Raw genomic sequence first — 22,187 nt, forward strand, 5'->3', positions numbered from 1 at the left:
GGGTAGCTCAAAAGTAGATAGGGCAATGGATGTAGAGTTACAGATTCTCAAACATAGTGCCAGAGATGCACAACCAACAGTTTCGGTTATTGATCAATATTGTGAGGCTTATAAAGACCTGTTTTCAGAAGTAAGAAGTTATGAATGTTTCAAATATTTACATTTAGGAATAATCTCACCGATAAAGAGAAAGTCGCTACCAGAAATAGCTAAGGTAGTAGGCATAAAATCTGCTCAGTCACTCCATCATTTTTTAGCCAATTCTCCTTGGTCAGCGACTGAATTAAAATCCCGAAGATTAAGTCGGATGCTCAAAGCATTAAACTCGGAAAAAATCACGGTAATAATTGATGAAACCGGGGATAGAAAGAAAGGGAAAAAAACGGACTATGTAGCAAGGCAATATCTAGGAAGTATCGGAAAAGTAGATAATGGAATAGTGTCAGTTAATGCTTACGGGGTGTATCAAAATATAACATTTCCATTGGTAGGCAAAATCTTCAAACCAAGAGGAACATTAAAATGGGAAGATAAGTACAAAACTAAAATAGAGTTAGCCTCAGAAATCCTAGAAGAATTAGTAGAAGAAGGATTAAATATAGAACGAGTATTAGCGGATAGTCTGTATGGTGAAAGTAGCCAGTTTATTAGAACATTAGAGAAAACTAAATTGTCTTATGTAGTAGCAATTAGGAGTAATCATGGAGTCTGGATGCCAAGTGAACAGAGGGTTAGAGCGAATAAGTGGTGTAAATTTACCAGAACATTTAGTAATCAAAAATCCGAAACTAGATACATTAGAGAAATAGTATATGGAAAAAAGAGAGCCATAACTTACTGGGAAATAACCACAGACCCAAAAACTATGCCAGAGAATGGAACATCTTTTGTGATGACTAATTTGAAAGGTAATCTCAAGAAAATCTTGGGAGATTTGTATGGATTAAGAACATGGGTAGAGTATGCTTTTCGTCAGTGTAAACAAGAATTAGGATGGACAGATTACCGTTTTACTAAGTTTAAGGATATCGAAAAATGGTGGGAAATAATTTTTTGTGTGTACACCATGATTAGTTTAAATTCTCCAGCTTTTTTATCTTTAAATAAATCGACAGAAGTAGCCAATAAGGTGAAAGATGCTGATGATATCCAGGTGAGTAATCATCAACAATGGAATCATAAAGGTGGATGGAAGAATGTGTTAAACAATTTTCGTTTACTGATTCAACCAATTATGATGTTATGGATTATTTTTCCCTGGTTAGATATTTTGCCTAATAGTAAATTATTGCTGGGATTGAATCAGCTAATTAGTGAAATTAATCAATATCAATTCTTTTTTAATTCTGGATAATCTGACTTATTTGTTAATCATTGAATTCGGAGAGTGACAGAAGAGGGATATATAATAATTATCAAAATAACCAATTTTTTTTTGGGGCGACTCTACAAGCTAAAAACTGGTATTTTATTTTTTTGGTTCTTCAGTACCTAGTATGCTAAATTTTCAGTTAAAAAAAACCGAAAGCTTACTCTACAAGCGATGCAGCGCGGTCTTGGGAAGGCAGCGCGGTCTTGGGGGTCCCCCCCGGAGACGAAACCTTAGACAGTTGAGCCTTTATGGTTGGTCGGCTATGCAGAAAAGGGGGAAAACTTATTGATTAAGGCGAGCCTGTCTTACGGTAACTTCAAACCATGAGCGACTGCCGTGGTTTCCCCCATGAGCGACTGCATCAAGACAGGATTATGAGGCTATTTAATTAACAAAAATTTCGCGCATACTGCCTCTTTCCACTGCTCCGTTCGCGTAGCGTGGCCAACGGCCTCAGTCCCTGCTCCCTGCTCCCTTACCTAAACTGTTAATTTAGCATAACAAGTACGGAAGAGCCATTTTTTTTATACTCTCTTAAGTAATTTTATTATCAGTAATTTGATTTAAGCGATCGCAAATCCCTCTTAGTTCGGTTTGACTACACACTGGATCTCGTGGTGCTGGCAATTCTGTGTTGGGCCATGTGGGTAGATCAAAACAGGGACAACAGGTTGGTGGTATGCCAGCGGTTTTAATGGGTAAAGGCATATCACAACGGGAACAAGGGAGTATATCCCACTTGGGTGTTAATAACTCCGCAATTGTTTCATCAGTTCCTTCCAGGTAACAATCACCAGTCTCTGGTGAAATGACTAGCTGCCAAATCGTTTCAAATTCTTGGCTGTAGTGCTTGCCATTTGTAAGTGATTGTGGGTGCATAGCTGAAAAACCATTGCGCATCACAACTTTTTTGCCTAACTGGAACCAGTAGGTGAGATAGCGTTTGACTTGTGCTTCAGATGCCATGGTTTTGTTGGTAATTAGTTGTTATTAGTCAGTTTTAACCCGTTGAATAAACAACTGAGCTAGGAAGCTTCTTCCGATACTTTTTAGCTACCAGAATCTACCAAAAGCAGATCTTGGCTCACTAATGCAAGCTGATTTCTCAGCCAGGGGGTATCTCCCAAAGCCCGTAGGAATATCCCACGAGCGCCGTTAATGTCGCGATCCATTGTTCGGCCATCAACTTTTGATTTAATTACTTTGCTTCCGCCAATGTTGACTAGCTCCCCAGTCCAGCTAACAGTCTTACTGGTATACGCCTCACAGACATCTACGACAATCTTTCCCGTTTCTTGGGCTTTATGTTTGAGAAATTCTTTAAAACGATAATGGGCAAAACAGAGCATATTGCGAACTGTCTTGGATAATAGCTTGCGTAGGCTTCTCTTCGACATCTGGGAAGTCTCAAAAGTGGGAAGCAATATCACATCGAAGTTGTCAACCAAAAATCTGGCAGCTTTATGATGAAGTTCGTTGACCAGATTTTGGATCCTGATAATCATCCGCCTAGCGGCTTTCCTTGTCCGACGCTTCTGTCCACCTAATGCTTTACTGATCTTCGAGATTAGATTATCCAGGTGTTGGCATAAGCGTTGAATCCGAGAGAAATCGCCATTACCAATCTTTCCAACAGAAGTCTCGCTAAAGAATGTCAAAAAGCGATGCAGCGCGGTCTTGGGGGTTTCCCCCATGAGCGACTGCATCAAGACAGTCCTGACTCCAGGATCTAAAGCAACTACTCTACCTTGGTTTTCGGCTTTGATACTAGTTACCTTATGGGGGATTACAAGATAATAATCCCCATTTGTACTGGTTAATCGACAATCACAGATATTCTCAGGAAGAGTCTCAGTAAAGGTTACTACCCCTAGTTTGGTATGGTAAATTCCTTGATCTGAAACCGCTGATTTGGGGATATAACAAGATTGAACAGGGTTCTTCCTAGACCTAAATCTAACACGATTAATCTGGGAAGTCTTTTTATATTTCTTCTTGGCCTCCCTAACAGCGGTGCAAGCATCCTTTATCGCTATAGACTTGATTTGATAAGGTACTGTCTTGCACCATTGAGGAAGGTCGTTTAATATTCCAGTTTTAATAGCTTTCCAATTAGCCTTGACTTCGCCATTTTCAAGTATTTTGACGGTCTTATTGAAAACGTAACGGGAAACTCCAAACCACTGACGAACCATAGAACGTTGTTCAGGGCTTAGGAACACTCGAATCTTCTTTGATTTTTTTGCCCTATTTTCGGAGTCCGTGGACACGGCTTGAGAAGACATGAATGATGGAGAGAAGATCTGCGGTAAGTTCTGATTCCGGGCAGCTTTCAGATTGGTCGAGAACCAGGATTTTTCCACCGTTGAGACTGACCAAGTACTCAATGAGTTCAAACCCGAATCGGGTAAGTCGGTCTCTACAGGCAACAACAATTGTGAGCTGATCTCCGCGCACAATCCGTTCCAGTATGGCTTTAAGTCCTTTCCTTTTGTAGTTGAGTCCTGACCCAATGTCAAAGATGATTTCTGCTTCCGGGAAGAGGGAATGCAGGTAGGCGATTTGTCTGGCGAGGTCGTCTCTTTGCTTGTTGCTACTGACTCGACAATAACAGATGGTTGTTGGTTGCCTTGGTTGTCGTCGCCCAAGACTAAGCAAGCTTTCTGTGTCAAAGAGCCTAGTTCCTCCTGGGGTCTTCTCACATCTGATCGTCCCATCCTCTGCATACTTCCTTAAAGTGTTCTTGGAGAGTCCCGTAAGTTCGACCGCCTTACGGAGTGGTACAAGCGTCATCGAGATAATCTACCATCTACTTGTAGATAGTGGGAGATTATTGGACATTTTTTTCAACTTTCACAAGCCTCCTCTTGCCATAGATTTGATTAGGTTTGAGGTGATTCGCCAACAGTACCCTTATAGGGTAATGGTTGACCCAGAGTACTGAGATTAAGCACATGACCGCCGGTGACTAAGTAGACTGGGTTAGCCAAGTGCCCCAAATAACGCACCACATTTCCGAGGCGATCGCGAAACGCCCTACCCATAGGATATGCTGGAACTACTCCCCAGCCAGCCTCTTCTGCAACAAAAATTACAGAACCTTTAACCTTGGTCAAACTATTCCATAAGTTTTGTAACGTTTGCTGCCAAACGGTATCATTCTGTTGTAAGCAATTGGCAACCCAGGTTCCTAGAGAATCTACTAACAGGCAGTGATTGATGTCAGAATAGTTGGTAATTGTTCCTGCCAAGTCCAGTGGGACCAAAAGGGTTGTCCAGGAACTGGGGCGTCGCTGCTGATGTTTTTCAATCCGGGCCAGCCACTCTGGATCATCCGGGTTGGTTGTGGCAGTAGCAACGTATATTACCGATTTCCCAGTCTGCATCGCCAGGGTTTCTGCCCACTCGCTTTTTCCAGACCTGGATGGTCCGGTGACTAAAATTAAATTACTGGTAAATTTGTTACTGGTAAATTTATTAGTATTCAAGGCTATTGGGAGTTATCTTCGCTTTAGTCAAAATTAATAGAGCTTATAGTTCAGCAATATTGGGCATCTTCCCCCTTGATATCAACTATATTTACTCAAATTAGTCTTCATGAAATCAAAATTGCGACGGATCGAGACAACACTAAATCAGTTAGCAAAAACTAGTGCCACTGATTCATCACAACCATCCCCAGCTGTGGCTGATCAAACTAATCACCAACAAGCAGGTGTAGTCAGTCGTAGAACTAAAAAGGAACCTTCTTTCTCGATGGCAGTACAACCGTTCCCGACTCGCCAGGATGAACAGAAGATACCGACTCTGCCTAGATTAAAATACCCTAAACTGGGAAACCATCGCCATGGTGCTAACCCAGCTTTGGCCATGAATCTGTTGCAAGACATTGAGGGAATTGTTCTGGGTTGGCAGCAGGAACTGCACAAAATCCTCCGGCAAATTCAAGACCTATACCTAGAAGGACCAATTGTTGATGGCTGGTTAGAGTCTCAAGCGAGTCAACCCCAAGATGCCATAGGGACAGTAAGACTAGCCAATGGTGACCGGATGATGGACTATGTGGATGAAGCGGTTGAGCAATCTAATACTAATGTTACCTATCAATCTCCTCGTACTGGTTATCGTCTTTGTGGCTTGGATGAGCAGGGTCAATCTTGGTCAAGGTTTTGTCCAGCAGATCAGGTTCCCAGTGTGAGCATGGCCATCGCTCGTTATCAAAAACTGCGACAACTATTGATTCGGAAAAAATACCTCGAAGATCGCCTTAGTCAACTAGCAGAAACATTAACTGTGATGCACTCTCAGCTAAATAGGCCTTGACATCCTCCCCACCCTATAGAGGGATGGGGATTCCGAAGAATCACTTCTTGGAGTTCCTGGTTGTTCCCTGGCGGGATTTCGGCACTTGGCTAGAGGTTTGAGCCCCCGCTAGTACGCCTGCACAGGCAGTTTCCATTCCCCGATTGCCCACGGGTACTGAGTTTACTCCACGCCATAACACCATCTCGGCAGCCGCATGATCGCGATGAGTCTGGTATCCACATTCAGGACAATGATGAACCCTTTCCCCAAGGGGCTTACCCACAGTTGCGCCGCAACTTGGACAGGTTTGACTTGTACCGTTGGGATTGACTCGCATAAAAAATACCCCCCGTTTCCAGCACACCCATTCCAGGCGAGAAAGAAACGCCCCAAAGGATGCATCAATACACTCTTTGCGGAGCATCCCTCGGTTGAGTCCAACTGTATTCAGGTCTTCTGCAAAAATGGTTTGAGCTTGGTCACAAAGGTTATGTGCCGTTTTGTAATGGAAGTCTTTGCGCTTGGCGGTAATCTCATTATGCAATCGCGCCACCTTGATTTGAGCTTTTTCCCAGTTAGCAGAACGCTTTTGTTTTCGTGCGGCTCGACGTTGCAGCAATTTCAGCTTGCTGTATTGAGACTTCAAAAACTTAGGACGTTCAAAAAAGTTGCCATCAGATGTGGTGGCGAATCGCTCCAATCCCAAGTCAATGCCAATCGCTCTACCATGAACAGAAATATCGGGAATCGACACTTGAGATTGAATCGAAACAATTACATACCATTGGGTTCCACGAGCCTTAGACAACACCCTTACTTGCTTGACTTTAAATCCATCTGGAATTGGGCGACTATAGCTAATTAGGATACTTCCAATCTTGGGCAGTTTAATTTCAAAGCCATTAATTGGGTTGTCTTTGAACTGTGGAAACAAGAAAGACTTGAATTGTCCAAACTTCTTAAACCTTGGAAATCCAAAACCACGTTTTTGAAATGCTTTCCATGTGTCATGCAACCTCCGAATCGTAGTTTGCAACACTTGAGAATAAACATTCTTGAGGTCTGGCCAGGTCTGTTTCAATTTAGGCAAATCATTTTGCTGACGATGATAAGATGGAAAAGGGACGTCGGCGGGAATAATGTATTCCCGATTCAATGAACACCTATCCATCAAACACTTACGGGAGTTGATCCAGTCCTTAAGTTCGCCCAATGCACGGTTATAAACCTGGCGCGACGTTTCCAGCCATTCGAGCATTGTTGCCGATTGGTGCAGGTCTGGATAAATACGGTAAGTGTAGTTCATGGTAAGCATAACCGGATTTTACCACACAGCCGCACGAGTGTTAAAATCTCAAATACTAAAAATAATTGGCTTAGCAACGCCCTCCCTATCCATCCCCACCCTGAAGAAGGATGGGGAATTCCGTGAAAAAAGGTTAATCAAAGCTGCTGATGGGAGCGTCAATTTTTTTTTGCGATTGACCTTTGGTCACGCTTTCGGCAAAGCCGACGCTGCTTGAGGTGCGATCGCACTCACTTAGAGCCGATGCTTCCCAAGCTAGAAACTACCTGGAATCTCTCTAACAAAGCCCAAATGGGGTTCGATGCGACCTGTAGTCATGCTCACCCAAGCTAGTCCTTCCGAAGTTCCGATCCATAACTTGTTACCAGTATTAGGAGCTAATGCCAGAATACGACTAGAGGGTAGCTTGCCTAGTTTAGCCAACACTTCTCCACTGTCTCGTTTTATTTTAAATAAACCATTATCTGTACCAACCCAAACATTACCATCTAGATCAAACTGCACAGCAGTGACATTACGTCCTCTTAGGGGAGTTACAGACCTGAACACTTCGTAAGTTTCTGGGTTAATCACCACTAAACTATTAGGAGTGCCAGCCCATAGCATTCCGTCCGGTCCTCTGGTCAAGGTTTGCACGGTGTTTCCTGGTAAATTCTTAATGCGAGCAATCACAAAAGCACTAGCAGTATCCACTCGCACTAGCCCTTCTAGAGTGCCCACCCACAGCTGACCCTCTTCATCTAGAGTCAGAGCATTGGCACTGACACCGGGTAATTCTTGTAAGGTTGTCATCAACAATCCCTGGTCAGGGCTAATCAGAGCCAGACCGCGATCGCTTCCTACCCAAAGATAGCCACGAGTGTCAATCAACAAGGACAACACATGATTAGACGGTAAGGTAAAGTTTTGGGCATTAATTTCATTATTACGAGGGTCTATACGCAATAGTCCTTCATAGGTTCCTAACCAAATCCGCCCTACCCGATCCTGAGCTATCGCACCAACAGTGTAATTGGGCAGACTTAGGCGAGTGCGGATTTTTCCACTATTAGGGTCAATTCTTGTTAATCCTAGCCAAGAGCCCACCCAAAGCTCGCCGGTAAAATCTGGTTGCAAAGCAGACACCCGAAAATCCGCTGGCAGGGGCTGGGTTTCTTGCCTGAGACGTTGATCAGGTAAAGGTCTAGTGGGCGGCGGAGGGTTTCTAAGGGAGGTGGGGGGGGATACCTCTTTGTTTACCGAGTCAGTGGATAACTGTGTCTGAGCGATCGCTGTTGATGAATCTGAAAAATAGTTGTTTGGCTCACTGTCTGGGATGGACACCGGTAATATTTGCCCCAGCAGTGTAGCACTGATTACCAGACCGATACGGTTAGTTAAGCATGCCATTATTTTCAGCATCTTGATTAAGTCTTTTGTTGATCAGGAATTACCCTTGCATCCGTTGCACGGGTCCTAATTTTGGCGTTGCTGATTCTGAGTATGGTTTCGCCCCCCTAGCCCCCCAATTCTGGGGGGGAAAACTCTCAAAGTCCCCCAGAATTGGGGGACCAACGGGGGCTTTAATAAAACCAGATGATCGCGCATTCATTCCTTAATTCAGCAACGCCCTAATTTTAGGGGGGATTGTAGGAGCGCAATGGTTGCGCCCTCACGAGCTATAGCGCAACTGTTAAAGTTCTACATTATATACTTTTGGTTTTTAACCCCGCTGCCAAACCTAGTCAAGCTATTAATAATAAGTCAATTTGCTCGGTTTTGTGACAATACTGTGATAAATATTTACATTTCGTCATGTTATAAGAGGAGCTGATACATTCCTAAAGAATATTTGAGGTTTAAGTGTTCCCATTACCTGCTATATTTCAAAATGATTAAGAAATTCTGAATTACCTGAGCGACTTGACTGACTAGCAACCGTTTACCAATCAGCGGAGCGGTTGGGTTAGTAAGTAAGGCTACAGGTAATCCCCAACATTAGCCACAAACAGGTGATTGTGGAATCGGTGTTGTGCCCTTCTTCAGGCTTAGACAACAAGCCTAGATGGGTTGTTTGTTCTCTTAGCTAGGAGCAACAAACAACACTAAGAAAAGAAAATCTATTCTAGCGATAGCAACATTCAGTAGTTCCTAAGGAAGCAACGCATGTCTTACTCATCAACCAGTACTCAGACAAAAGCTGGCTACGATGCCGGTGTAAAAGACTATAAATTAACTTATTATACGCCAGATTATACTCCAAAAGATACGGATATTTTGGCAGCGTTTCGCGTAACACCGCAGCCTGGTGTACCTCCGGAAGAAGCCGGTGCAGCGGTTGCAGCTGAGTCTTCTACGGGTACCTGGACAACAGTTTGGACTGACTTGCTGACTGACCTAGACCGTTACAAAGGTCGTTGCTACGACATCGAACCAGTACGTGGGGAAGACAACCAGTTCATCTGCTTTATTGCCTACCCACTGGATCTGTTTGAAGAAGGCTCAGTCACCAACATGCTGACCTCCATCGTGGGTAACGTTTTTGGTTTCAAAGCTCTGCGAGCACTGCGCTTAGAAGACTTGCGGATTCCCATTGCTTACCTCAAAACCTTCCAAGGACCTCCCCACGGGATTGTTGTAGAGCGGGACAAGCTGAATAAGTATGGTCGTCCTTTGCTTGGTTGTACCATTAAGCCCAAGCTAGGTCTATCCGCTAAGAACTACGGTCGTGCAGTATATGAGTGCTTGCGCGGTGGTCTGGACTTCACCAAAGACGACGAAAACATTAACTCCCAGCCCTTCATGCGCTGGCGCGATCGCTTCTTGTTCGTAGCAGAAGCAATCCACAAATCCCAAGCTGAAACTGGCGAAATCAAAGGTCACTACCTCAACGTCACTGCTCCCACCTGCGAGGAGATGATGAAGCGGGCTGAGTTTGCTAAGTCCCTGAACATGCCCATCATCATGCACGACTACCTCACTGGTGGCTTTACCGCCAACACCACTCTGGCTCGTTGGTGCCGTGATAATGGCGTTCTGCTGCACATCCACCGCGCTATGCACGCTGTGATTGACCGTCAGAAACACCACGGTATGCACTTCCGCGTCTTGGCTAAGTGCTTGCGCATGTCCGGTGGTGACCACCTCCACTCCGGTACTGTAGTCGGTAAGCTTGAAGGTGAAAAAGGTATCACCATGGGCTTCGTTGACCTGATGCGGGAAGACCACATTGAGCAAGACCGCGAACGGGGTATTTACTTCACTCAAGACTGGGCTTCCATGCCTGGTGTAATGCCAGTGGCTTCTGGTGGTATTCACGTTTGGCACATGCCTGCGCTAGTCGAAATCTTTGGTGATGATTCCTGCCTACAATTCGGTGGTGGTACTCTAGGTCACCCATGGGGTAATGCTCCTGGTGCTACTGCAAACCGGGTAGCTCTAGAAGCTTGTATCCAAGCTCGTAACGAAGGTCGTAACCTGATGCGTGAAGGTGGTGACATTATCCGGGAAGCTGCTAAGTGGAGTCCTGAGTTGGCAGTTGCTTGCGAACTGTGGAAGGAAATCAAGTTCGAGTTCGAGGCAATGGATACCGTCTGATGCAGTTTGAGGTGTGAAGTTTGAAGTATGAAACGTCATACTTTAGACTTCATAACTTTTTCTAAAAGACTGGGTTCAACCATGGATTTAAAACGAGTTGCGAAAGATACAGCCAAGGTGCTGGCTAGCTATATGACCTATCAAGCACTGCGGACAGTGGTAAACCAGTTAAGAGAAACCGACCCTCCCCGAGCGCTTTGGCTACAGTCTTTTTCCTCACAACAAAGTATCCAAGATGGAGACGCTTATCTTGAGGAATTACTGCGGGCTAAACCTGAATTAGCGTTGCGGATTATGACTGTGCGGCAACATATTGCAGACGAAGTGGCCGAGTTCTTACCTGAAATGGTTTGCACCAGTATCCAGCAGTCGAATATAGAACATCGGCGTCAGCATCTTGAGCGCATCACGCAATTCACTCTTCCAGATAACCCAACTAATTCTGAGCAGAAAACTGATTCGGACACCTAATTGGTTCAACCGAAGACGTTACCTGCTATCCCCCAAATTTCATACCTATACTTCAACAGAGAATCAAACAGAGCATCAAAATCTATGAAAACATTACCAAAAGAGCGTCGTTACGAAACCCTTTCCTACTTACCCCCCCTGAGTGACTCTCAGATTATGCGGCAAGTGGAGTACATCTTAGCGGAAGGTTACATCCCTGCGATCGAGTTCAACGAAAGCTCTGAACCAGAGATTTACTACTGGACATTATGGAAACTGCCTTTGTTCAAGGCTACTTCACCTAAAGATGTGCTAGCTGAAGTGGATGAGTGTCGCTCTGAATACCGCGACTGCTATATCCGGGTTGTGGGTTTTGATAACGTTAAGCAGTGCCAAGTTCTCAGTTTCATCATTCACAAGCCTAATGACGGTGTTAGCCGCAGCCGTTGGTAACTGCAGCTTTTACTACTAAAGGCTAAGGCATTCATAGTTGAATGAAATGCTATTATTAGCCCCCCGAGCAAGCTCGGGGGGCTGTCATGATAAGAATGGCAATTAACAATCAAAAATTGCCGATTTTGTTGTTAGTAATAACTAATGACTCATAGACCTATGGCTAAAATTAACGTTTAGCTCAAACATCGCAACGACTAATCGCTAATTCTCACCTATGATGTCTAATTACTAATTCTCAGCTTCACAAGACTTAATCAGTTTATTGAAATCTTCAGGAGGTTCCGCACCACCAGTAATTTCTAGACCAATACCTAGAAACTCTTCATAGGGGTATTTTTCTTGAATTTTATCAATGGTACACTGACAAAACGCCTGAGCCTCTGAGCCCTTAGTGCCAACACATTGCCCCATGTAAAAATTGACAAACTCAGGTGTATAACCAATCTCAGATTGTTGGAGGATAGTCTCAGCTTCTTCAGGGATAGTCAATGGTTTTTGAGGAATAGTCTCAGCCTCTTCAGAAAGAGTTTCAGGTTTTTCGAGGATAGTTTCAGGTTCTTGAGAATAACCCACGGTTGGGCTGACGAGAGCAAACAAACAGGCACTGATAATTGATAGCTGGTATCGTTTGATGTTCATGCTTTTTAACCTCTACAAAAATTAGCCCAGATGAGCTCATTCGGACTATTTTAACAATTGCACACTATTAGATTTCCCATCTTTTCTCTGAAAGAAACATTAGGTAAAAGCCTTGCAGACAAAAGGCAAAACAGAGCATTAAAAATTAACAATTAACTGTTTTTAATGAACAATTAACTGTGTAGCAATTTTTAAAATACTAAGAGACTAGCCAAGAAACACAATACAAGTTTTTAGCTTGTAGGGCAGGCAAAAAAAGTTTAGTTTTGTTGAGTATTCTAGATTAGATTAGCTAGTTGCTAGTTATCAGTGGGTAATTATCAAAAAAATACCTCAAAATTCCTTCCACACACCAAATAGTAGTATCCCTAGATACTCAACTTTCCATTATTGGTATCAAGAGCTACTCTTTCTAAGAATAACTAGCAACTTTTCTGAGATTACTTCGCCCACCCTACTTTAATTGGTATTTTTTTTAGATGCAAGTCCCTAATTACTACCAATAATCATCCCGGCCAGTAGCACAAAGCCAATCCAGACATTTTGGCGAAAAATCTCTCCATAGACAGATGTGGGATGATTGGGCTTTCGTAGTCTAGTATAGTGCCAAATCCAGACTACTGTCGCGATCGCTAGCACTAACCAAAAGCCCAGTTGGAGATCCATCACAACCCCGAGGCCAGCAAGCAAGCTAGCAGTACCAGCAAAGAACACACCTACGGCATCAGCAGCATACTTACCGAAAAACAAGGCACTAGAGCGCACCCCAATCCTCTGGTCATCCTCCCGGTCTGGCATGGCATAGACTGTGTCAAATCCCAATGCCCAAAGTACTGTTGCTCCCCAGAGTAACCAGGTAGCTGGTTCTAGAGTAGTAGTAATGGCACTCCAACTAATCAGTACAGCAAAACCCCAAGCAATTGCCATAACCAGTTGCGGTACAGGAAACACTCGCTTGGCAGATGGGTAAAACACAATTACTGGTACAGCGGCCACGCAAAGCCCAAAGGTGAAAGGATTAAGATACAGAGCAATCACCCCAGCGCAGACCATAGCAACTAAGGCAACTACTACACCAACTTTGACCGATAGGGCTTTGGATGCCAAAGGGCGTGAGCGAGTTCGCGCCACTTGGGAATCAATATTGTGATCCCAAACGTCATTAATTACACAGCCAGCAGCACTGGTGGCTAAAGTTCCAAGAACAATCACAGCAACCAGGGGAATCGGTGGTTTCCCTTGGGCTGCTAAAAAAACTGCCCACAGTGCTGGCACCATTAAAATCAATCGTCCAGTTGGCTTATCCCATCGCAACAGTCGCATAATGGCTAGCCAGGTGGGTATGGGATTGGGGTTTGGCTGGGTAAGCATAGCAGGAATGGTGACTCGTTTGTTGGTAATTTTGTTTGTAGGTAATTTTCCGGATTGTTTCCTCGAATCAGAGGAATATGAAGCTTCCACCACCTGGCTATCGCCGTTCGCGTAGCGTGGCGATAGCCAGGTGGTGGTGTCCTATGCTAACTTAGAACTACGAAGCGTCCATAAGTCACACAAGCAAGCCCAGCTTCTAGGCGGTCGTCCAGATCTTTTGCTGGAACGACCCTCGTTGCTATTTCTACGAACGAGTTTAAAAACACCTCTAGCACCGATGTTGTAAGCACCATTTAAGTCTGCATTGAAACGCTTAGCTGAAGAGAAGGTTGCTAGGGCATAATTATTTGAATCACGTCTGACTGTGCCAGAGCCATCATAGGCAAGCTTGGAAGTATATGCTGCCAGAACTTCTATAACTTTACCTCCCAATTCTGCCCATTTCATTTCTGTAAAGTCACGAATTTTTGCCTTGAGCCATCCATGGAATCTTTGCCGTAGATTGGAACGTTTTCGTCCACCCCTTGGCTTCCATCCTTTGAGATCCTCAAATACTATTGCTAAGGCCGTAGGCCACGCTACGCGAACAGAGTTGAATCTTTCAGCAATCTCAACAATTCGCTTTGAAACAATATGGCCTATCTGATGGTTAATTCTCCGACATTTATCATAGGTACTAGAACAGAAGCCTTTATGAAGTTTTCCGCCTTTACCCATAGTCTTGGACCCCCGCATAGATACGGATTTTAGTCGTTTGTCCCTACGGTCTATGTCTCTCCCCGGGTGAATAAACTCCCGGTAAATTACAGTGCCGCTGTGGGTGACAACCGCTATTGTTGCAGTAGTATTTATGCCTAAATCAACTGCTGTAACATTTGCCTCTGGTTTTCTTTTTTCTGGCTTACAAGTGAACGGAACAGACAAATGACAAAACCTATCATTGAACACCAATGAAGGAGACATCATCTTGTTGGTTGCCACTAAATGACGCTCCCTAAGTCCAGTAATTTGAACCGTTGTCCAAATCCAGTCAGAGCCATTAAAAACTTTAATTTCTACTTGGTCAAAGCCATGTAATTTATAACATTGACCTTTATACAAAGAAGGGTAACAACCAGTGTTTGCGTTTAGTCTTGGAGCCTTGGCATCCTTTCTTTTTCTACTTCCTGATTGCCAATCCCTATAACGAGTAACTAAACTACTGACCTGACCAGCAGAGAATGCGATTGCAGCCCGACGTAAGTAACTAGGGAATTTGTAGAAGGTTTTATTGAACTGCGGGTATTTGATACTAGGACGTTTAGCCGTTTTGTGCATCAACTTTTCAACAGCAGGGGTCAATTGATCTGCCGTTAATTCCCCAAGTTCTCCCCAGTGGGTATAGATGATGCCAACCAGATATCGACAAGCCCGACGATAGACTTCAACCGTCTCACCAAGCAGTACACGTTGCTCAGGAGTGGGGTTGAGAGTCCATTTATCGGTGCGAATGATCTTTGTTGGCGTTTTCATAGGTTCTTTTGCTACTATACTATTAGTATACACGGGTATTCTAATAATGTCAAGCATCAAACAGAGAAAATCTCAAAAAAGAATGAGAGGGGTTCCGGTTCATTACGACGAAATCAAAAAACCACACACTGTAATGCTCACAGATACAGCATGGAAAGAGTTGCGGATCTCTGCTAAGGAATCAGGTATTAGCGTTGGGGAGCTTATAGAGCGCTGGGCTAGAAGTCAGATCGACTGATTACTCCTTAACCCCACCTGGCAAGCCGTTCGCGTAGCGTGGCCATAGGCCAGGTGGGGGAATGCGTCGTATTCTTGTTCAAAATAGGAGATAGTGCCTATTTTTTGTTAGTCTCCTTAAAGATATCGTTATTGATAGGTTTCGGGTTGATATCTGTAAGCAGGATACATCAATATGGTTAACTCACTGACCCAAGACATTTTCCTACATGTTTCTACTCCTGACAAAGAGCAAGAGCGCATTATTGCTGCCATCGACATTGGTACCAATTCCATTCACATGGTGGTGGTGCGAATTGACGCTAAACTACCGGCATTCACGATTATTGGTAAAGAAAAGGACACGGTCAGGTTAGGAAATTGCAACCCCCGAACCGGTGAGTTGACCCCCGAAGCCATGAATAGAGCGATCGCAACTCTACAACGCTGCAAGGAACTAGCAGCTAGCCTCAATGCTGAAAACATAGTTGCTGTAGCAACCAGTGCTGTGCGGGAAGCTCGGAATGGCCAGGCTTTTTTGCAACAGGTCTATACAGAATTGGGTTTATTGGTCAACCTAATTTCTGGTCAGGAGGAAGCACGACGCATCTACCTAGGTGTGTTGTCAGCTATGGAATTCAACAACCAGCCCCATATCATTATTGATATTGGCGGTGGTTCAACGGAATTGATCCTCGGGGATAGTCACAACCCCCGTTCCCTAAGTAGCACAAAAATAGGAGCCGTTCGTCTTACAAAGGAGTTTGTAACTACAGACCCCATCAGCCAAAGTGAGTTTCTGTATTTGCAAGCCTATATCAGGGGAATGTTAGAGCGAGCTGTTGACGACATCCAGGGTAACTTGAAACTGAGTGAACAGCCTCGTTTAGTGGGGACATCTGGCACTATTGAGACCCTAGCCAAGATGCACGCTTATGAGCATCTGGGTATGTTACCTAATCCCCTAACCGGGTATGAGCTCAGTCGTCAAGATTTGGAAAAAATGCTCAAGCGCTTAGCTGCTATGAGTTTGGCTGAACGCTCAACCCTGCCAGAGATGTCCGAGAGGCGTTCAGAAATTATTGTTGCTGGGGCAATCATTTTATTAGAAGCTATGAAGCTTCTGGGAATGGAGTCGCTCATAATTTGTGGGCAATCACTCCGGGAAGGCTTAATCGTTGACTGGATGCTCACCCATGGATTGATTGAAGACCGACTACGCTACCAAGATGAGGTCAGGGAAAGGAGTGTGCTCGCAGTTGCTGGGAAATATCAGGTCAACCTGGACTATAGTCAGCGGGTGGCTGACTTTGCCCTGAGCTTATTTGACCAAACCCAAGGAAAACTGCACAATTGGGGAACACAGGCACGGGAATTACTTTGGGCAGCAGCAATTTTACACAACTGTGGGGTGTATATTAGTCATTCGGCCCACCACAAGCATTCTTATTACTTAATTCGCAATGCTGAACTGTTGGGCTTTCTGGAGCCAGAAATTGAAATCATTGCTAATCTGGCTCGTTACCATCGCAAGAGTCCTCCCAAGAAAAAGCATGAGAATTACAACAATCTGGCCAATCAAGAGCATCGCCTGTTGGTGAGTCAGCTTAGTGCTTTGTTACGGTTAGCTATTGCTTTAGACCGTAGACATATTGGTGCAATTCGGCAAGTTAAGTCGGATTATCGATCCGATGATAAAGCACTTCATTTATATCTAGTTCCAGCTTTTGCTAATGATGATTGTGCTTTGGAACTGTGGAATTTGGATTATAAAAAATCGGTGTTTGAAGAGGAATTTGGAGTTAAAGTGGTGGCGAGTTTGGCATCCAAAAGTAGCCTGGCCGGTTATTAAGGCTAAGTAGTCGGGAGCTAAGCATATGCGCTACGCGCACGCGTGCGCGTTCAGCACTCAGCACTCAGCACTCAGCCATTGATAAATTATCAATTCCCAATTCGTAAGCATTCAGCTGATAGCTGAATGCTTACAACGCTATAATACCAATTTATAGACAACCGACGTAATCACTAAATCCAATCTAACTGTGTCCAAAAACTCATGTACTCGCATTCTTGATTGCTTGTATATCAGCACTTATAAAAATACCTTACCAATGCGTGTTGACATCTGGAGCCAACTGAAATTGTCAACAGAGCGCTTGCAATCTCTTCACGCCAGTGGCCAGGATATCTCGACCTTAAAGGAAAAAATTGCAGCTAAACTCAAAATTCTCGAACCCCTCGAGCTCTACTGGAAATTTCCAGGGATCAATGCATTTCGACGATTGCAGCAGCACTTTGAGGGCCAGGAATATTCTCGACTTTCCTGGGAAGTGACTCAAATTATACGTTTGATGTCTAGCCGTGCTGAACTGTATGCCCAAGCATACATGGATCAGATTTTTGCAAGCGAACAGAAAGATGGACAGCAAATTATATCAGTCGATAAGTACAATCAAAACTCTAATCAACTCTATTTTACCGTCTTATTTGTCGAAGACGACATAACACCGGAAAAAGAAAAAGAATTATGCGAAAAACTGGCAGAAATCGCTTCAAAAACAGACAAGTTTATTTATCAGATCATCGTCCTTTCTAACTTTGAGGATGCCCTAACAGCTTTGATGTTGAATCACAGCATTCAATGCTGTGTTATCGGCTACGACTTTCCCCTGCGTTCAAACAACCGTTTGTCACTGCTGGAAGAATACATGAGTGGTTTAGAACAAGCTGAATTAGCTGGGGAATATTACCAACCGAGAGGTTTTACTTTAGGTGCGATTATACATAAGTTGCGTCCAGAGTTGGATTTATACTTGTTGAGCGATGTATCCGTGGTTGATGTGGATGCTGAGGCGCATCAGAACTTCCGCCGCATTTTCTACAACCAGGAAGACTATCTTGAAGTACACTTAAGTATTATTCAAGGCATCGAAAAACGTTACGAAACCCCTTTCTTCGATGCCTTAAGAAATTACAGCCAAGAACCCACAGGGGTATTTCATGCCATGCCCATTTCCCGGGGAAATTCCATTTTTAAGTCTGATTGGATTCAGGACATGGGAGAGTTCTATGGTCAAAATCTATTTTTAGCAGAAACTTCAGCAACCAGTGGAGGATTAGACTCATTATTGCACCCGACTGGTACCCTTAAACAGGCTCAGAGTTTAGCAGCAAGAAGCTTTGGTTCCAGGCAAACTTTTTTCGTGACTAATGGGACTTCAACTGCCAATAAAATTGTTGTGCAAGCAATTTTAACCCCAGGTGATATTGTCTTGGTTGACCAGCATTGCCACAAATCTCACCATTACGGCATCGTCTTAGTAGGTGCTCAACCCCTTTACCTCAATGCCTATTCCCTCAAAGAATATAGTATCTATGGTGCTATCCCTTTAAAGGAAATCAAGCAACAATTGCTCAAGTTCAAGCGGGAGGGGCAATTGGAGCAGGTGAAGATGCTGTTACTGACAAACTGTACCTTTAATGGCATTGTTTACAACGTTAAGCGAGTCATGGAAGAAATACTGGCAATCAAGCCAGATCTAGTTTTCCTCTGGGACGAAGCCTGGTTTGCCTTTGCTCGTTGCACCTCAACCTATCGAGAACGTACAGCAATGCAAGCTGCCACAGAACTTCATACTCGCTATCACAGTCCCCAATACCGAAAGGAGTATGCAGCCTTTAAGGAACAATTTGATCGGCTTGATCCAGAGGATGATCACACCTGGCTGAACCAGCGCCTGTTACCCGATCCAGATCAAGTCAAGATTCGGGTGTACTCAACCCAATCAATACATAAATCTCTGTCTGGGCTGCGTCAATCATCCATGATTCACATCTGGGACGAGGAGTTCAACCGTAGGTCGGAAATTGATTTTCTAGAGGCTTACATGACCCACACCACCACGTCCCCCAATTACCAAATTCTGGCTTCTCTGGATTTAGCGCGGCGACAAGTTGATTTGGAAGGCTTCAAATTGGTTCATTCCCAGATTGATATGGCAATGGTAGTGCGGGAGAAGGTTAACACTCATCCATTGCTAGGAAAATACTTCAAGATACTTACTCCTGAAGAGTTGATTCCCGAAACCTATCGCCCATCAGGTCTGAAACGTTACCAAACTCAGGAAGATCCAGAAGCAGAGTTCCAGCGTATCGAGCAAGCCTGGGAGGATGATGAATTTGTTCTCGACCCCACGCGGCTGACTTTGTACATTGGCAAGACAGGAATCGATGGCTATACTTTCCAAAATTCTGTACTGATGGAACAGTGTAATATTCAGGTTAACAAGGTTTCCGATACTTTTTAGCTACCAGAATCTACCAAAGGCAAACTCTGGCTCGCCAATGCAAGCTGATTTCTCAGCCAGGGGGTATCTCCCAAGGCTCTCAGGAATATCCCGCGAGCGCCATTGATGTCTCGTTCGCGAAGCGTGACCAAAGGTCAATCCATTGATCGGCCATCAATTTTTGACTTAATAGTCTTGCTGCCACCAATATTGATTAACTCACCAGTCCAGCTAACCGTTTTACTGGTATAGGCTTCACAAACATCAACCACTACTTTTCCTGTTTCTTGGGCTTTATGTTTCAGAAACTCCTTGAATCGGTAGTGAGCGAAAGAAAGTAAATTCCGAACAGTTTTAGATCGGATTTTTCTGTTCCCTTTTTTGGCCATTTCTGACGTCTCAAAAGTGGGAAGCAGTATCACATCAAAGTTATCAACTAAAAATCGGGCAGCCTTGTGATGTAACTCGTTGACTAGATTTTGGATTTTAATGACCATTCTTCTAGCGGCTTTTCTCATTCGATATTTTTGTTTTCCTTTGGCCTTACTTATCTTGGACAAGAGACGATTCGGGCAAAGCCCGACGCTGCGCGAACAAGATGAGCACAAAGTCGCTGAATTCGGGAAAAGTCACTTTCACCAATTTTACCAATGGAATTTTCACTAAAAAATGTCAAAAAGCGATGCAGCGCGGTCTTGGGGAGGCAGCGCGGTCTTGGGGGTTCCCCCCATGAGCGACTGCCGTGGTTTCCCCCATGAGCGACTGCATCAAGACAGTCCTAACACCGGGGTCTAATGCAACTACTCTACCTTGGTTTTCGGCTTTGATTTGAGCTGTATTGTAAGGGACTGTCAGGTAATAATTCCCATTATTACTAGTCAATCGACAATCACAAATATTACCCGGAAGAGTCTCAGCAAAGGTTAATTCGCCTAGTTTTGTGTGATAGACACCCTTTACTGAGACAGCTGATTTTGGAATATAGCAGGACTGAACGGGATTCTTGCGAGACCTAAAGCGAACGCGATTAATTTGTCCAGTCTTTTTGTATTTTTTTTTTGCCTCCCTAACAGCGGTACAGGCATCCTTTATTGCTATAGATTTAATTTGATAAGGTACTGCCTTGCACCACTCGGGAAGCCCATTCAATATACCGGTTTTAATGGCTTTCCAGTTAGCTTTAACTTCACCATCTTTCGGCGAAGCCGACGCTACGCGAACAAGAATTTTGACGGTCTTATTAAAGACGTAACGGGATACTCCAAACCACTGACGGATGATTGCACGTTGTTCAGGATTTAGGAATAGTCGGATCTTTTTTGATTTTTGACCCGTACTTCCTGAGTCCGTGGACGCAGCAAGAGAAGACGTGAATGATTCAGAGAAGATCTGTGGTAAGTTCTGATCAAAGACAACTTTCAGGTTGGTCGAGAACCATGATTTTTCCACCGTTGATACCGACCAAGTATTCAATGAGTTCAAACCCAAATCGGGTAAGTCTGTCTCGACAGGCAACAACAATTGTGAGCTGATCGCCGCACATAAGTCGTTCCAGTATGGCTCTAAGCCCTTTCCTTTTGTAGTTGAGCCAATAGCCGACGTCTTGGATGATTTCGGCTTCTGGAAACAAGGAGTGCATATAGGCGACTTGTCTGAGGAGGTCGTCTCTTTGTTTGCTACTACTGACTCGGCAATAACAGATGGTAGCTTCTCTGATTCCTTTTCTTTTTCCAAGGCTGAGCAGACTTGTTGTTTCAAAGAGCCTAATTCCGCTTGGTGTTCGTTCACATTTGATAATGCCATTGTCTGCGTACTTCCCAAAAGTGTTCTTGGAGAGTCCCGTAAGTTCGACCGCCTTAGCTCGGGTAAAAGTGCCATCGTTTTAATTTACCACATCTTAGTAGCTAATGGTAGCGAATGCTACACTTTTGCTAACTGTCACACAACCGATACTTTTTAGCTACCAAAATCTACTTTGCAGATTTTAGCCCACTAATGCAAGCTGCTCTCGCAGCCAGGGGGTATCTCCCAAGGCCAAGATAGGTTTTGTTCCGCTCTTCGCGCATAAATCTGTGTTTAATAGAAAACGCAACCACTATCATGGTTTGCTTTGGTTTTCGGCTTCAATTCAAGTTACAGAATGTTTTCTTTGACACTAGAAAACTAATCAAAGTCTAACATATTTTTGTAGATACTGCAAGATATTTGGATAAAATCGTCAACAGTTGCATTTCCCCAATATCTCAGGGGAATTTTAACGAATTTGATTACGATTCTACTTAGTTATCATTCAGGTTGTGGTAGCGGGCGCAGGCGTAGAGGTCAAATAATGCTCCGACTAGGCTACAGGTAAAGGCAATCACTAATACTCCCTGAATTGGGGATCCGTTACCAAAAATAGTCAGAAATTTCAATAGCTCAGTTGTGGCAGTAAGACCAAACCCTGTCAAGGCCGGAATGTATCCTATTATACCAAATGCTGCCAGTAAACCAACAACTAGTGCCACTGGAGCCATAAAGCTCAGAAGGATTGTTACTACCAAAGAACGGAGAAAGTTTGGCAAAATGCTCATAAAATTTAACCGCATAAGCAGGTGACTTGAAAGCCAGAGCCGAAGTATGACTTGGCACTTTCTACCTTAGGCGAAATCCCTGTCGATAACCGAAAATGTCAAAAATCTTAAATTTTCATTAAAAA

At 43.9% G+C, this 22,187-nt stretch carries 22 protein-coding genes; 8 read left to right on the forward strand and 14 right to left on the reverse strand.

What is annotated here, in order from left to right; genetic code table 11:
• The first annotated feature begins 25 nt into the window (after positions 1-25).
• Entirely contained in the window at positions 26-1,354 is a 1,329-nt protein-coding gene (locus tag BJP34_RS26505; protein ID WP_070391308.1) for an IS701 family transposase, read from the forward strand.
• Between the two features lie 552 nt (positions 1,355-1,906).
• Here the strand turns inward: BJP34_RS26505 and BJP34_RS26510 are convergent.
• The 4 genes from BJP34_RS26510 to cobU form a co-directional block, all read right to left on the reverse strand.
• Positions 1,907-2,338 carry a hypothetical protein gene (locus BJP34_RS26510; protein ID WP_070394928.1) on the reverse strand — a complete coding sequence of 144 codons (432 nt, stop codon included), beginning with the start codon at positions 2,336-2,338 and terminating at the stop codon, positions 1,907-1,909.
• An 83-nt stretch (positions 2,339-2,421) separates the two neighbouring features.
• Positions 2,422-3,735 (reverse strand): RNA-guided endonuclease InsQ/TnpB family protein, encoded by a 1,314-nt coding sequence (locus BJP34_RS26515; protein ID WP_083305353.1) that lies wholly within the window; start codon positions 3,733-3,735, stop codon positions 2,422-2,424.
• The gene (locus BJP34_RS26520) at positions 3,620-4,165 is read right to left on the reverse strand and encodes an IS607 family transposase (RefSeq protein WP_070394930.1); all 546 of its coding nucleotides are present in this window, start codon (positions 4,163-4,165) and stop codon (positions 3,620-3,622) included. The genes BJP34_RS26515 and BJP34_RS26520 overlap by 116 nt, the downstream gene beginning before the upstream one ends.
• An 89-nt stretch (positions 4,166-4,254) precedes the next feature.
• A complete protein-coding gene (cobU, locus tag BJP34_RS26525; RefSeq protein WP_070394931.1) occupies positions 4,255-4,860 on the reverse strand; it encodes a bifunctional adenosylcobinamide kinase/adenosylcobinamide-phosphate guanylyltransferase in 606 nt (201 codons plus the stop codon).
• A 109-nt stretch (positions 4,861-4,969) separates the two neighbouring features.
• Here cobU and BJP34_RS26530 point away from each other — a divergent pair, with 109 nt between their 5' ends.
• Complete coding sequence (locus tag BJP34_RS26530; protein ID WP_070394932.1) at positions 4,970-5,695, forward strand: hypothetical protein; 726 nt, start codon at positions 4,970-4,972, stop codon at positions 5,693-5,695.
• 40 nt (positions 5,696-5,735) lie between these two features.
• On the opposite strand, the gene BJP34_RS26535 is transcribed toward BJP34_RS26530, so the two are convergent.
• Positions 5,736-6,983, reverse strand: coding sequence for an RNA-guided endonuclease InsQ/TnpB family protein (locus BJP34_RS26535; RefSeq protein ID WP_070394933.1), 1,248 nt, complete (start codon positions 6,981-6,983; stop codon positions 5,736-5,738).
• Here BJP34_RS26535 and BJP34_RS26540 point away from each other — a divergent pair.
• The gene (locus tag BJP34_RS26540) at positions 6,982-7,200 is read left to right on the forward strand and encodes a hypothetical protein (RefSeq protein ID WP_070394934.1); all 219 of its coding nucleotides are present in this window, start codon (positions 6,982-6,984) and stop codon (positions 7,198-7,200) included. The two genes, BJP34_RS26535 and BJP34_RS26540, sit on opposite strands and share 2 nt — an antisense overlap.
• Before the next feature lie 38 nt (positions 7,201-7,238).
• Here BJP34_RS26540 and BJP34_RS26545 read toward each other — a convergent pair whose 3' ends face one another.
• The gene (locus BJP34_RS26545) at positions 7,239-8,384 is read right to left on the reverse strand and encodes a ligand-binding sensor domain-containing protein (protein ID WP_070394935.1); all 1,146 of its coding nucleotides are present in this window, start codon (positions 8,382-8,384) and stop codon (positions 7,239-7,241) included.
• A gap of 744 nt (positions 8,385-9,128) precedes the next feature.
• Between BJP34_RS26545 and BJP34_RS26550 the strand changes: the two genes are divergently transcribed.
• The 3 genes from BJP34_RS26550 to BJP34_RS26560 all read left to right on the forward strand — a co-directional run bounded on the left by BJP34_RS26550 (position 9,129) and on the right by BJP34_RS26560 (position 11,462).
• Entirely contained in the window at positions 9,129-10,559 is a 1,431-nt protein-coding gene (locus BJP34_RS26550) for a form I ribulose bisphosphate carboxylase large subunit (RefSeq protein ID WP_070394936.1), read from the forward strand.
• A gap of 81 nt (positions 10,560-10,640) precedes the next feature.
• Positions 10,641-11,030 carry a RuBisCO chaperone RbcX gene (rcbX, locus tag BJP34_RS26555; protein WP_070396895.1) on the forward strand — a complete coding sequence of 130 codons (390 nt, stop codon included), beginning with the start codon at positions 10,641-10,643 and terminating at the stop codon, positions 11,028-11,030.
• A gap of 84 nt (positions 11,031-11,114) precedes the next feature.
• Positions 11,115-11,462 carry a ribulose bisphosphate carboxylase small subunit gene (locus tag BJP34_RS26560; protein WP_070394937.1) on the forward strand — a complete coding sequence of 116 codons (348 nt, stop codon included), beginning with the start codon at positions 11,115-11,117 and terminating at the stop codon, positions 11,460-11,462.
• Between the two features lie 231 nt (positions 11,463-11,693).
• Here the strand turns inward: BJP34_RS26560 and BJP34_RS26565 are convergent, their stop codons facing one another.
• From BJP34_RS26565 to BJP34_RS26575, 3 genes are all read right to left on the reverse strand, one after another.
• Entirely contained in the window at positions 11,694-12,104 is a 411-nt protein-coding gene (locus tag BJP34_RS26565; protein WP_070394938.1) for a hypothetical protein, read from the reverse strand.
• A gap of 489 nt (positions 12,105-12,593) precedes the next feature.
• A complete protein-coding gene (locus tag BJP34_RS26570; RefSeq protein ID WP_070396896.1) occupies positions 12,594-13,475 on the reverse strand; it encodes a 4-hydroxybenzoate solanesyltransferase in 882 nt (293 codons plus the stop codon).
• A gap of 141 nt (positions 13,476-13,616) precedes the next feature.
• On the reverse strand, positions 13,617-14,987 hold the full coding sequence (locus BJP34_RS26575; RefSeq protein WP_070394939.1) for an IS200/IS605 family element transposase accessory protein TnpB: 1,371 nt from the start codon (positions 14,985-14,987) through the stop codon (positions 13,617-13,619).
• A 412-nt stretch (positions 14,988-15,399) separates the two neighbouring features.
• On the opposite strand from BJP34_RS26575, the gene BJP34_RS26585 reads away from it, so the two are divergent.
• Together BJP34_RS26585 and BJP34_RS26590 are read left to right on the forward strand one after the other, a co-directional pair.
• The gene (locus BJP34_RS26585; protein ID WP_070394941.1) at positions 15,400-17,055 is read left to right on the forward strand and encodes a Ppx/GppA phosphatase family protein; all 1,656 of its coding nucleotides are present in this window, start codon (positions 15,400-15,402) and stop codon (positions 17,053-17,055) included.
• Positions 17,056-17,245: 190 nt separating this feature from the next.
• Entirely contained in the window at positions 17,246-19,510 is a 2,265-nt protein-coding gene (locus BJP34_RS26590) for an aminotransferase class I/II-fold pyridoxal phosphate-dependent enzyme (RefSeq protein WP_229424039.1), read from the forward strand.
• Here BJP34_RS26590 and BJP34_RS49515 read toward each other — a convergent pair.
• From BJP34_RS49515 to BJP34_RS26600, 5 genes are all read right to left on the reverse strand, one after another.
• Positions 19,507-19,641 carry a hypothetical protein gene (locus BJP34_RS49515; protein WP_267876388.1) on the reverse strand — a complete coding sequence of 45 codons (135 nt, stop codon included), beginning with the start codon at positions 19,639-19,641 and terminating at the stop codon, positions 19,507-19,509. The two genes, BJP34_RS26590 and BJP34_RS49515, sit on opposite strands and share 4 nt — an antisense overlap.
• 3 nt (positions 19,642-19,644) lie before the next feature.
• Entirely contained in the window at positions 19,645-19,986 is a 342-nt protein-coding gene (locus tag BJP34_RS47855) for a transposase (protein ID WP_229424040.1), read from the reverse strand.
• Positions 19,987-20,161: 175 nt separating this feature from the next.
• The gene (locus tag BJP34_RS47860) at positions 20,162-20,938 is read right to left on the reverse strand and encodes a helix-turn-helix domain-containing protein (RefSeq protein ID WP_229424489.1); all 777 of its coding nucleotides are present in this window, start codon (positions 20,936-20,938) and stop codon (positions 20,162-20,164) included.
• Entirely contained in the window at positions 20,895-21,287 is a 393-nt protein-coding gene (locus BJP34_RS44585) for a recombinase family protein (protein WP_229424490.1), read from the reverse strand. Before BJP34_RS44585 ends, BJP34_RS47860 begins: the two co-directional genes overlap by 44 nt.
• Positions 21,288-21,768: 481 nt before the next feature.
• On the reverse strand, positions 21,769-22,062 hold the full coding sequence (locus tag BJP34_RS26600) for a hypothetical protein (protein ID WP_070394942.1): 294 nt from the start codon (positions 22,060-22,062) through the stop codon (positions 21,769-21,771).
• Positions 22,063-22,187 lie beyond the last annotated feature (125 nt).

Origin of the sequence: Moorena producens PAL-8-15-08-1 (assembly GCF_001767235.1) — a bacterium.
Classification (GTDB): domain Bacteria; phylum Cyanobacteriota; class Cyanobacteriia; order Cyanobacteriales; family Coleofasciculaceae; genus Moorena; species Moorena producens_A.

What these genes read in the sequence shown, in the direction of transcription:
- BJP34_RS26535 (WP_070394933.1), bottom strand. Translation starts at nt 6,983, where the DNA reads ATGAACTACACTTACCGTATTTATCCAGACCTGCACCAATCGGCAACA.
- BJP34_RS26540 (WP_070394934.1), top strand. Translation starts at nt 6,982, where the DNA reads ATGGTAAGCATAACCGGATTTTACCACACAGCCGCACGAGTGTTAAAA.
- BJP34_RS26510 (WP_070394928.1), bottom strand. Translation starts at nt 2,338, where the DNA reads ATGGCATCTGAAGCACAAGTCAAACGCTATCTCACCTACTGGTTCCAG.
- BJP34_RS26545 (WP_070394935.1), bottom strand. Translation starts at nt 8,384, where the DNA reads ATGCTGAAAATAATGGCATGCTTAACTAACCGTATCGGTCTGGTAATC.
- BJP34_RS26600 (WP_070394942.1), bottom strand. Translation starts at nt 22,062, where the DNA reads ATGAGCATTTTGCCAAACTTTCTCCGTTCTTTGGTAGTAACAATCCTT.
- BJP34_RS26550 (WP_070394936.1), top strand. Translation starts at nt 9,129, where the DNA reads ATGTCTTACTCATCAACCAGTACTCAGACAAAAGCTGGCTACGATGCC.
- BJP34_RS26570 (WP_070396896.1), bottom strand. Translation starts at nt 13,475, where the DNA reads ATGCTTACCCAGCCAAACCCCAATCCCATACCCACCTGGCTAGCCATT.
- BJP34_RS26505 (WP_070391308.1), top strand. Translation starts at nt 26, where the DNA reads ATGGATGTAGAGTTACAGATTCTCAAACATAGTGCCAGAGATGCACAA.
- BJP34_RS26575 (WP_070394939.1), bottom strand. Translation starts at nt 14,987, where the DNA reads ATGAAAACGCCAACAAAGATCATTCGCACCGATAAATGGACTCTCAAC.
- BJP34_RS26530 (WP_070394932.1), top strand. Translation starts at nt 4,970, where the DNA reads ATGAAATCAAAATTGCGACGGATCGAGACAACACTAAATCAGTTAGCA.
- BJP34_RS26585 (WP_070394941.1), top strand. Translation starts at nt 15,400, where the DNA reads ATGGTTAACTCACTGACCCAAGACATTTTCCTACATGTTTCTACTCCT.
- BJP34_RS47855 (WP_229424040.1), bottom strand. Translation starts at nt 19,986, where the DNA reads ATGGTCATTAAAATCCAAAATCTAGTCAACGAGTTACATCACAAGGCT.
- BJP34_RS26520 (WP_070394930.1), bottom strand. Translation starts at nt 4,165, where the DNA reads ATGACGCTTGTACCACTCCGTAAGGCGGTCGAACTTACGGGACTCTCC.
- rcbX (WP_070396895.1), top strand. Translation starts at nt 10,641, where the DNA reads ATGGATTTAAAACGAGTTGCGAAAGATACAGCCAAGGTGCTGGCTAGC.
- BJP34_RS26560 (WP_070394937.1), top strand. Translation starts at nt 11,115, where the DNA reads ATGAAAACATTACCAAAAGAGCGTCGTTACGAAACCCTTTCCTACTTA.
- BJP34_RS26565 (WP_070394938.1), bottom strand. Translation starts at nt 12,104, where the DNA reads ATGAACATCAAACGATACCAGCTATCAATTATCAGTGCCTGTTTGTTT.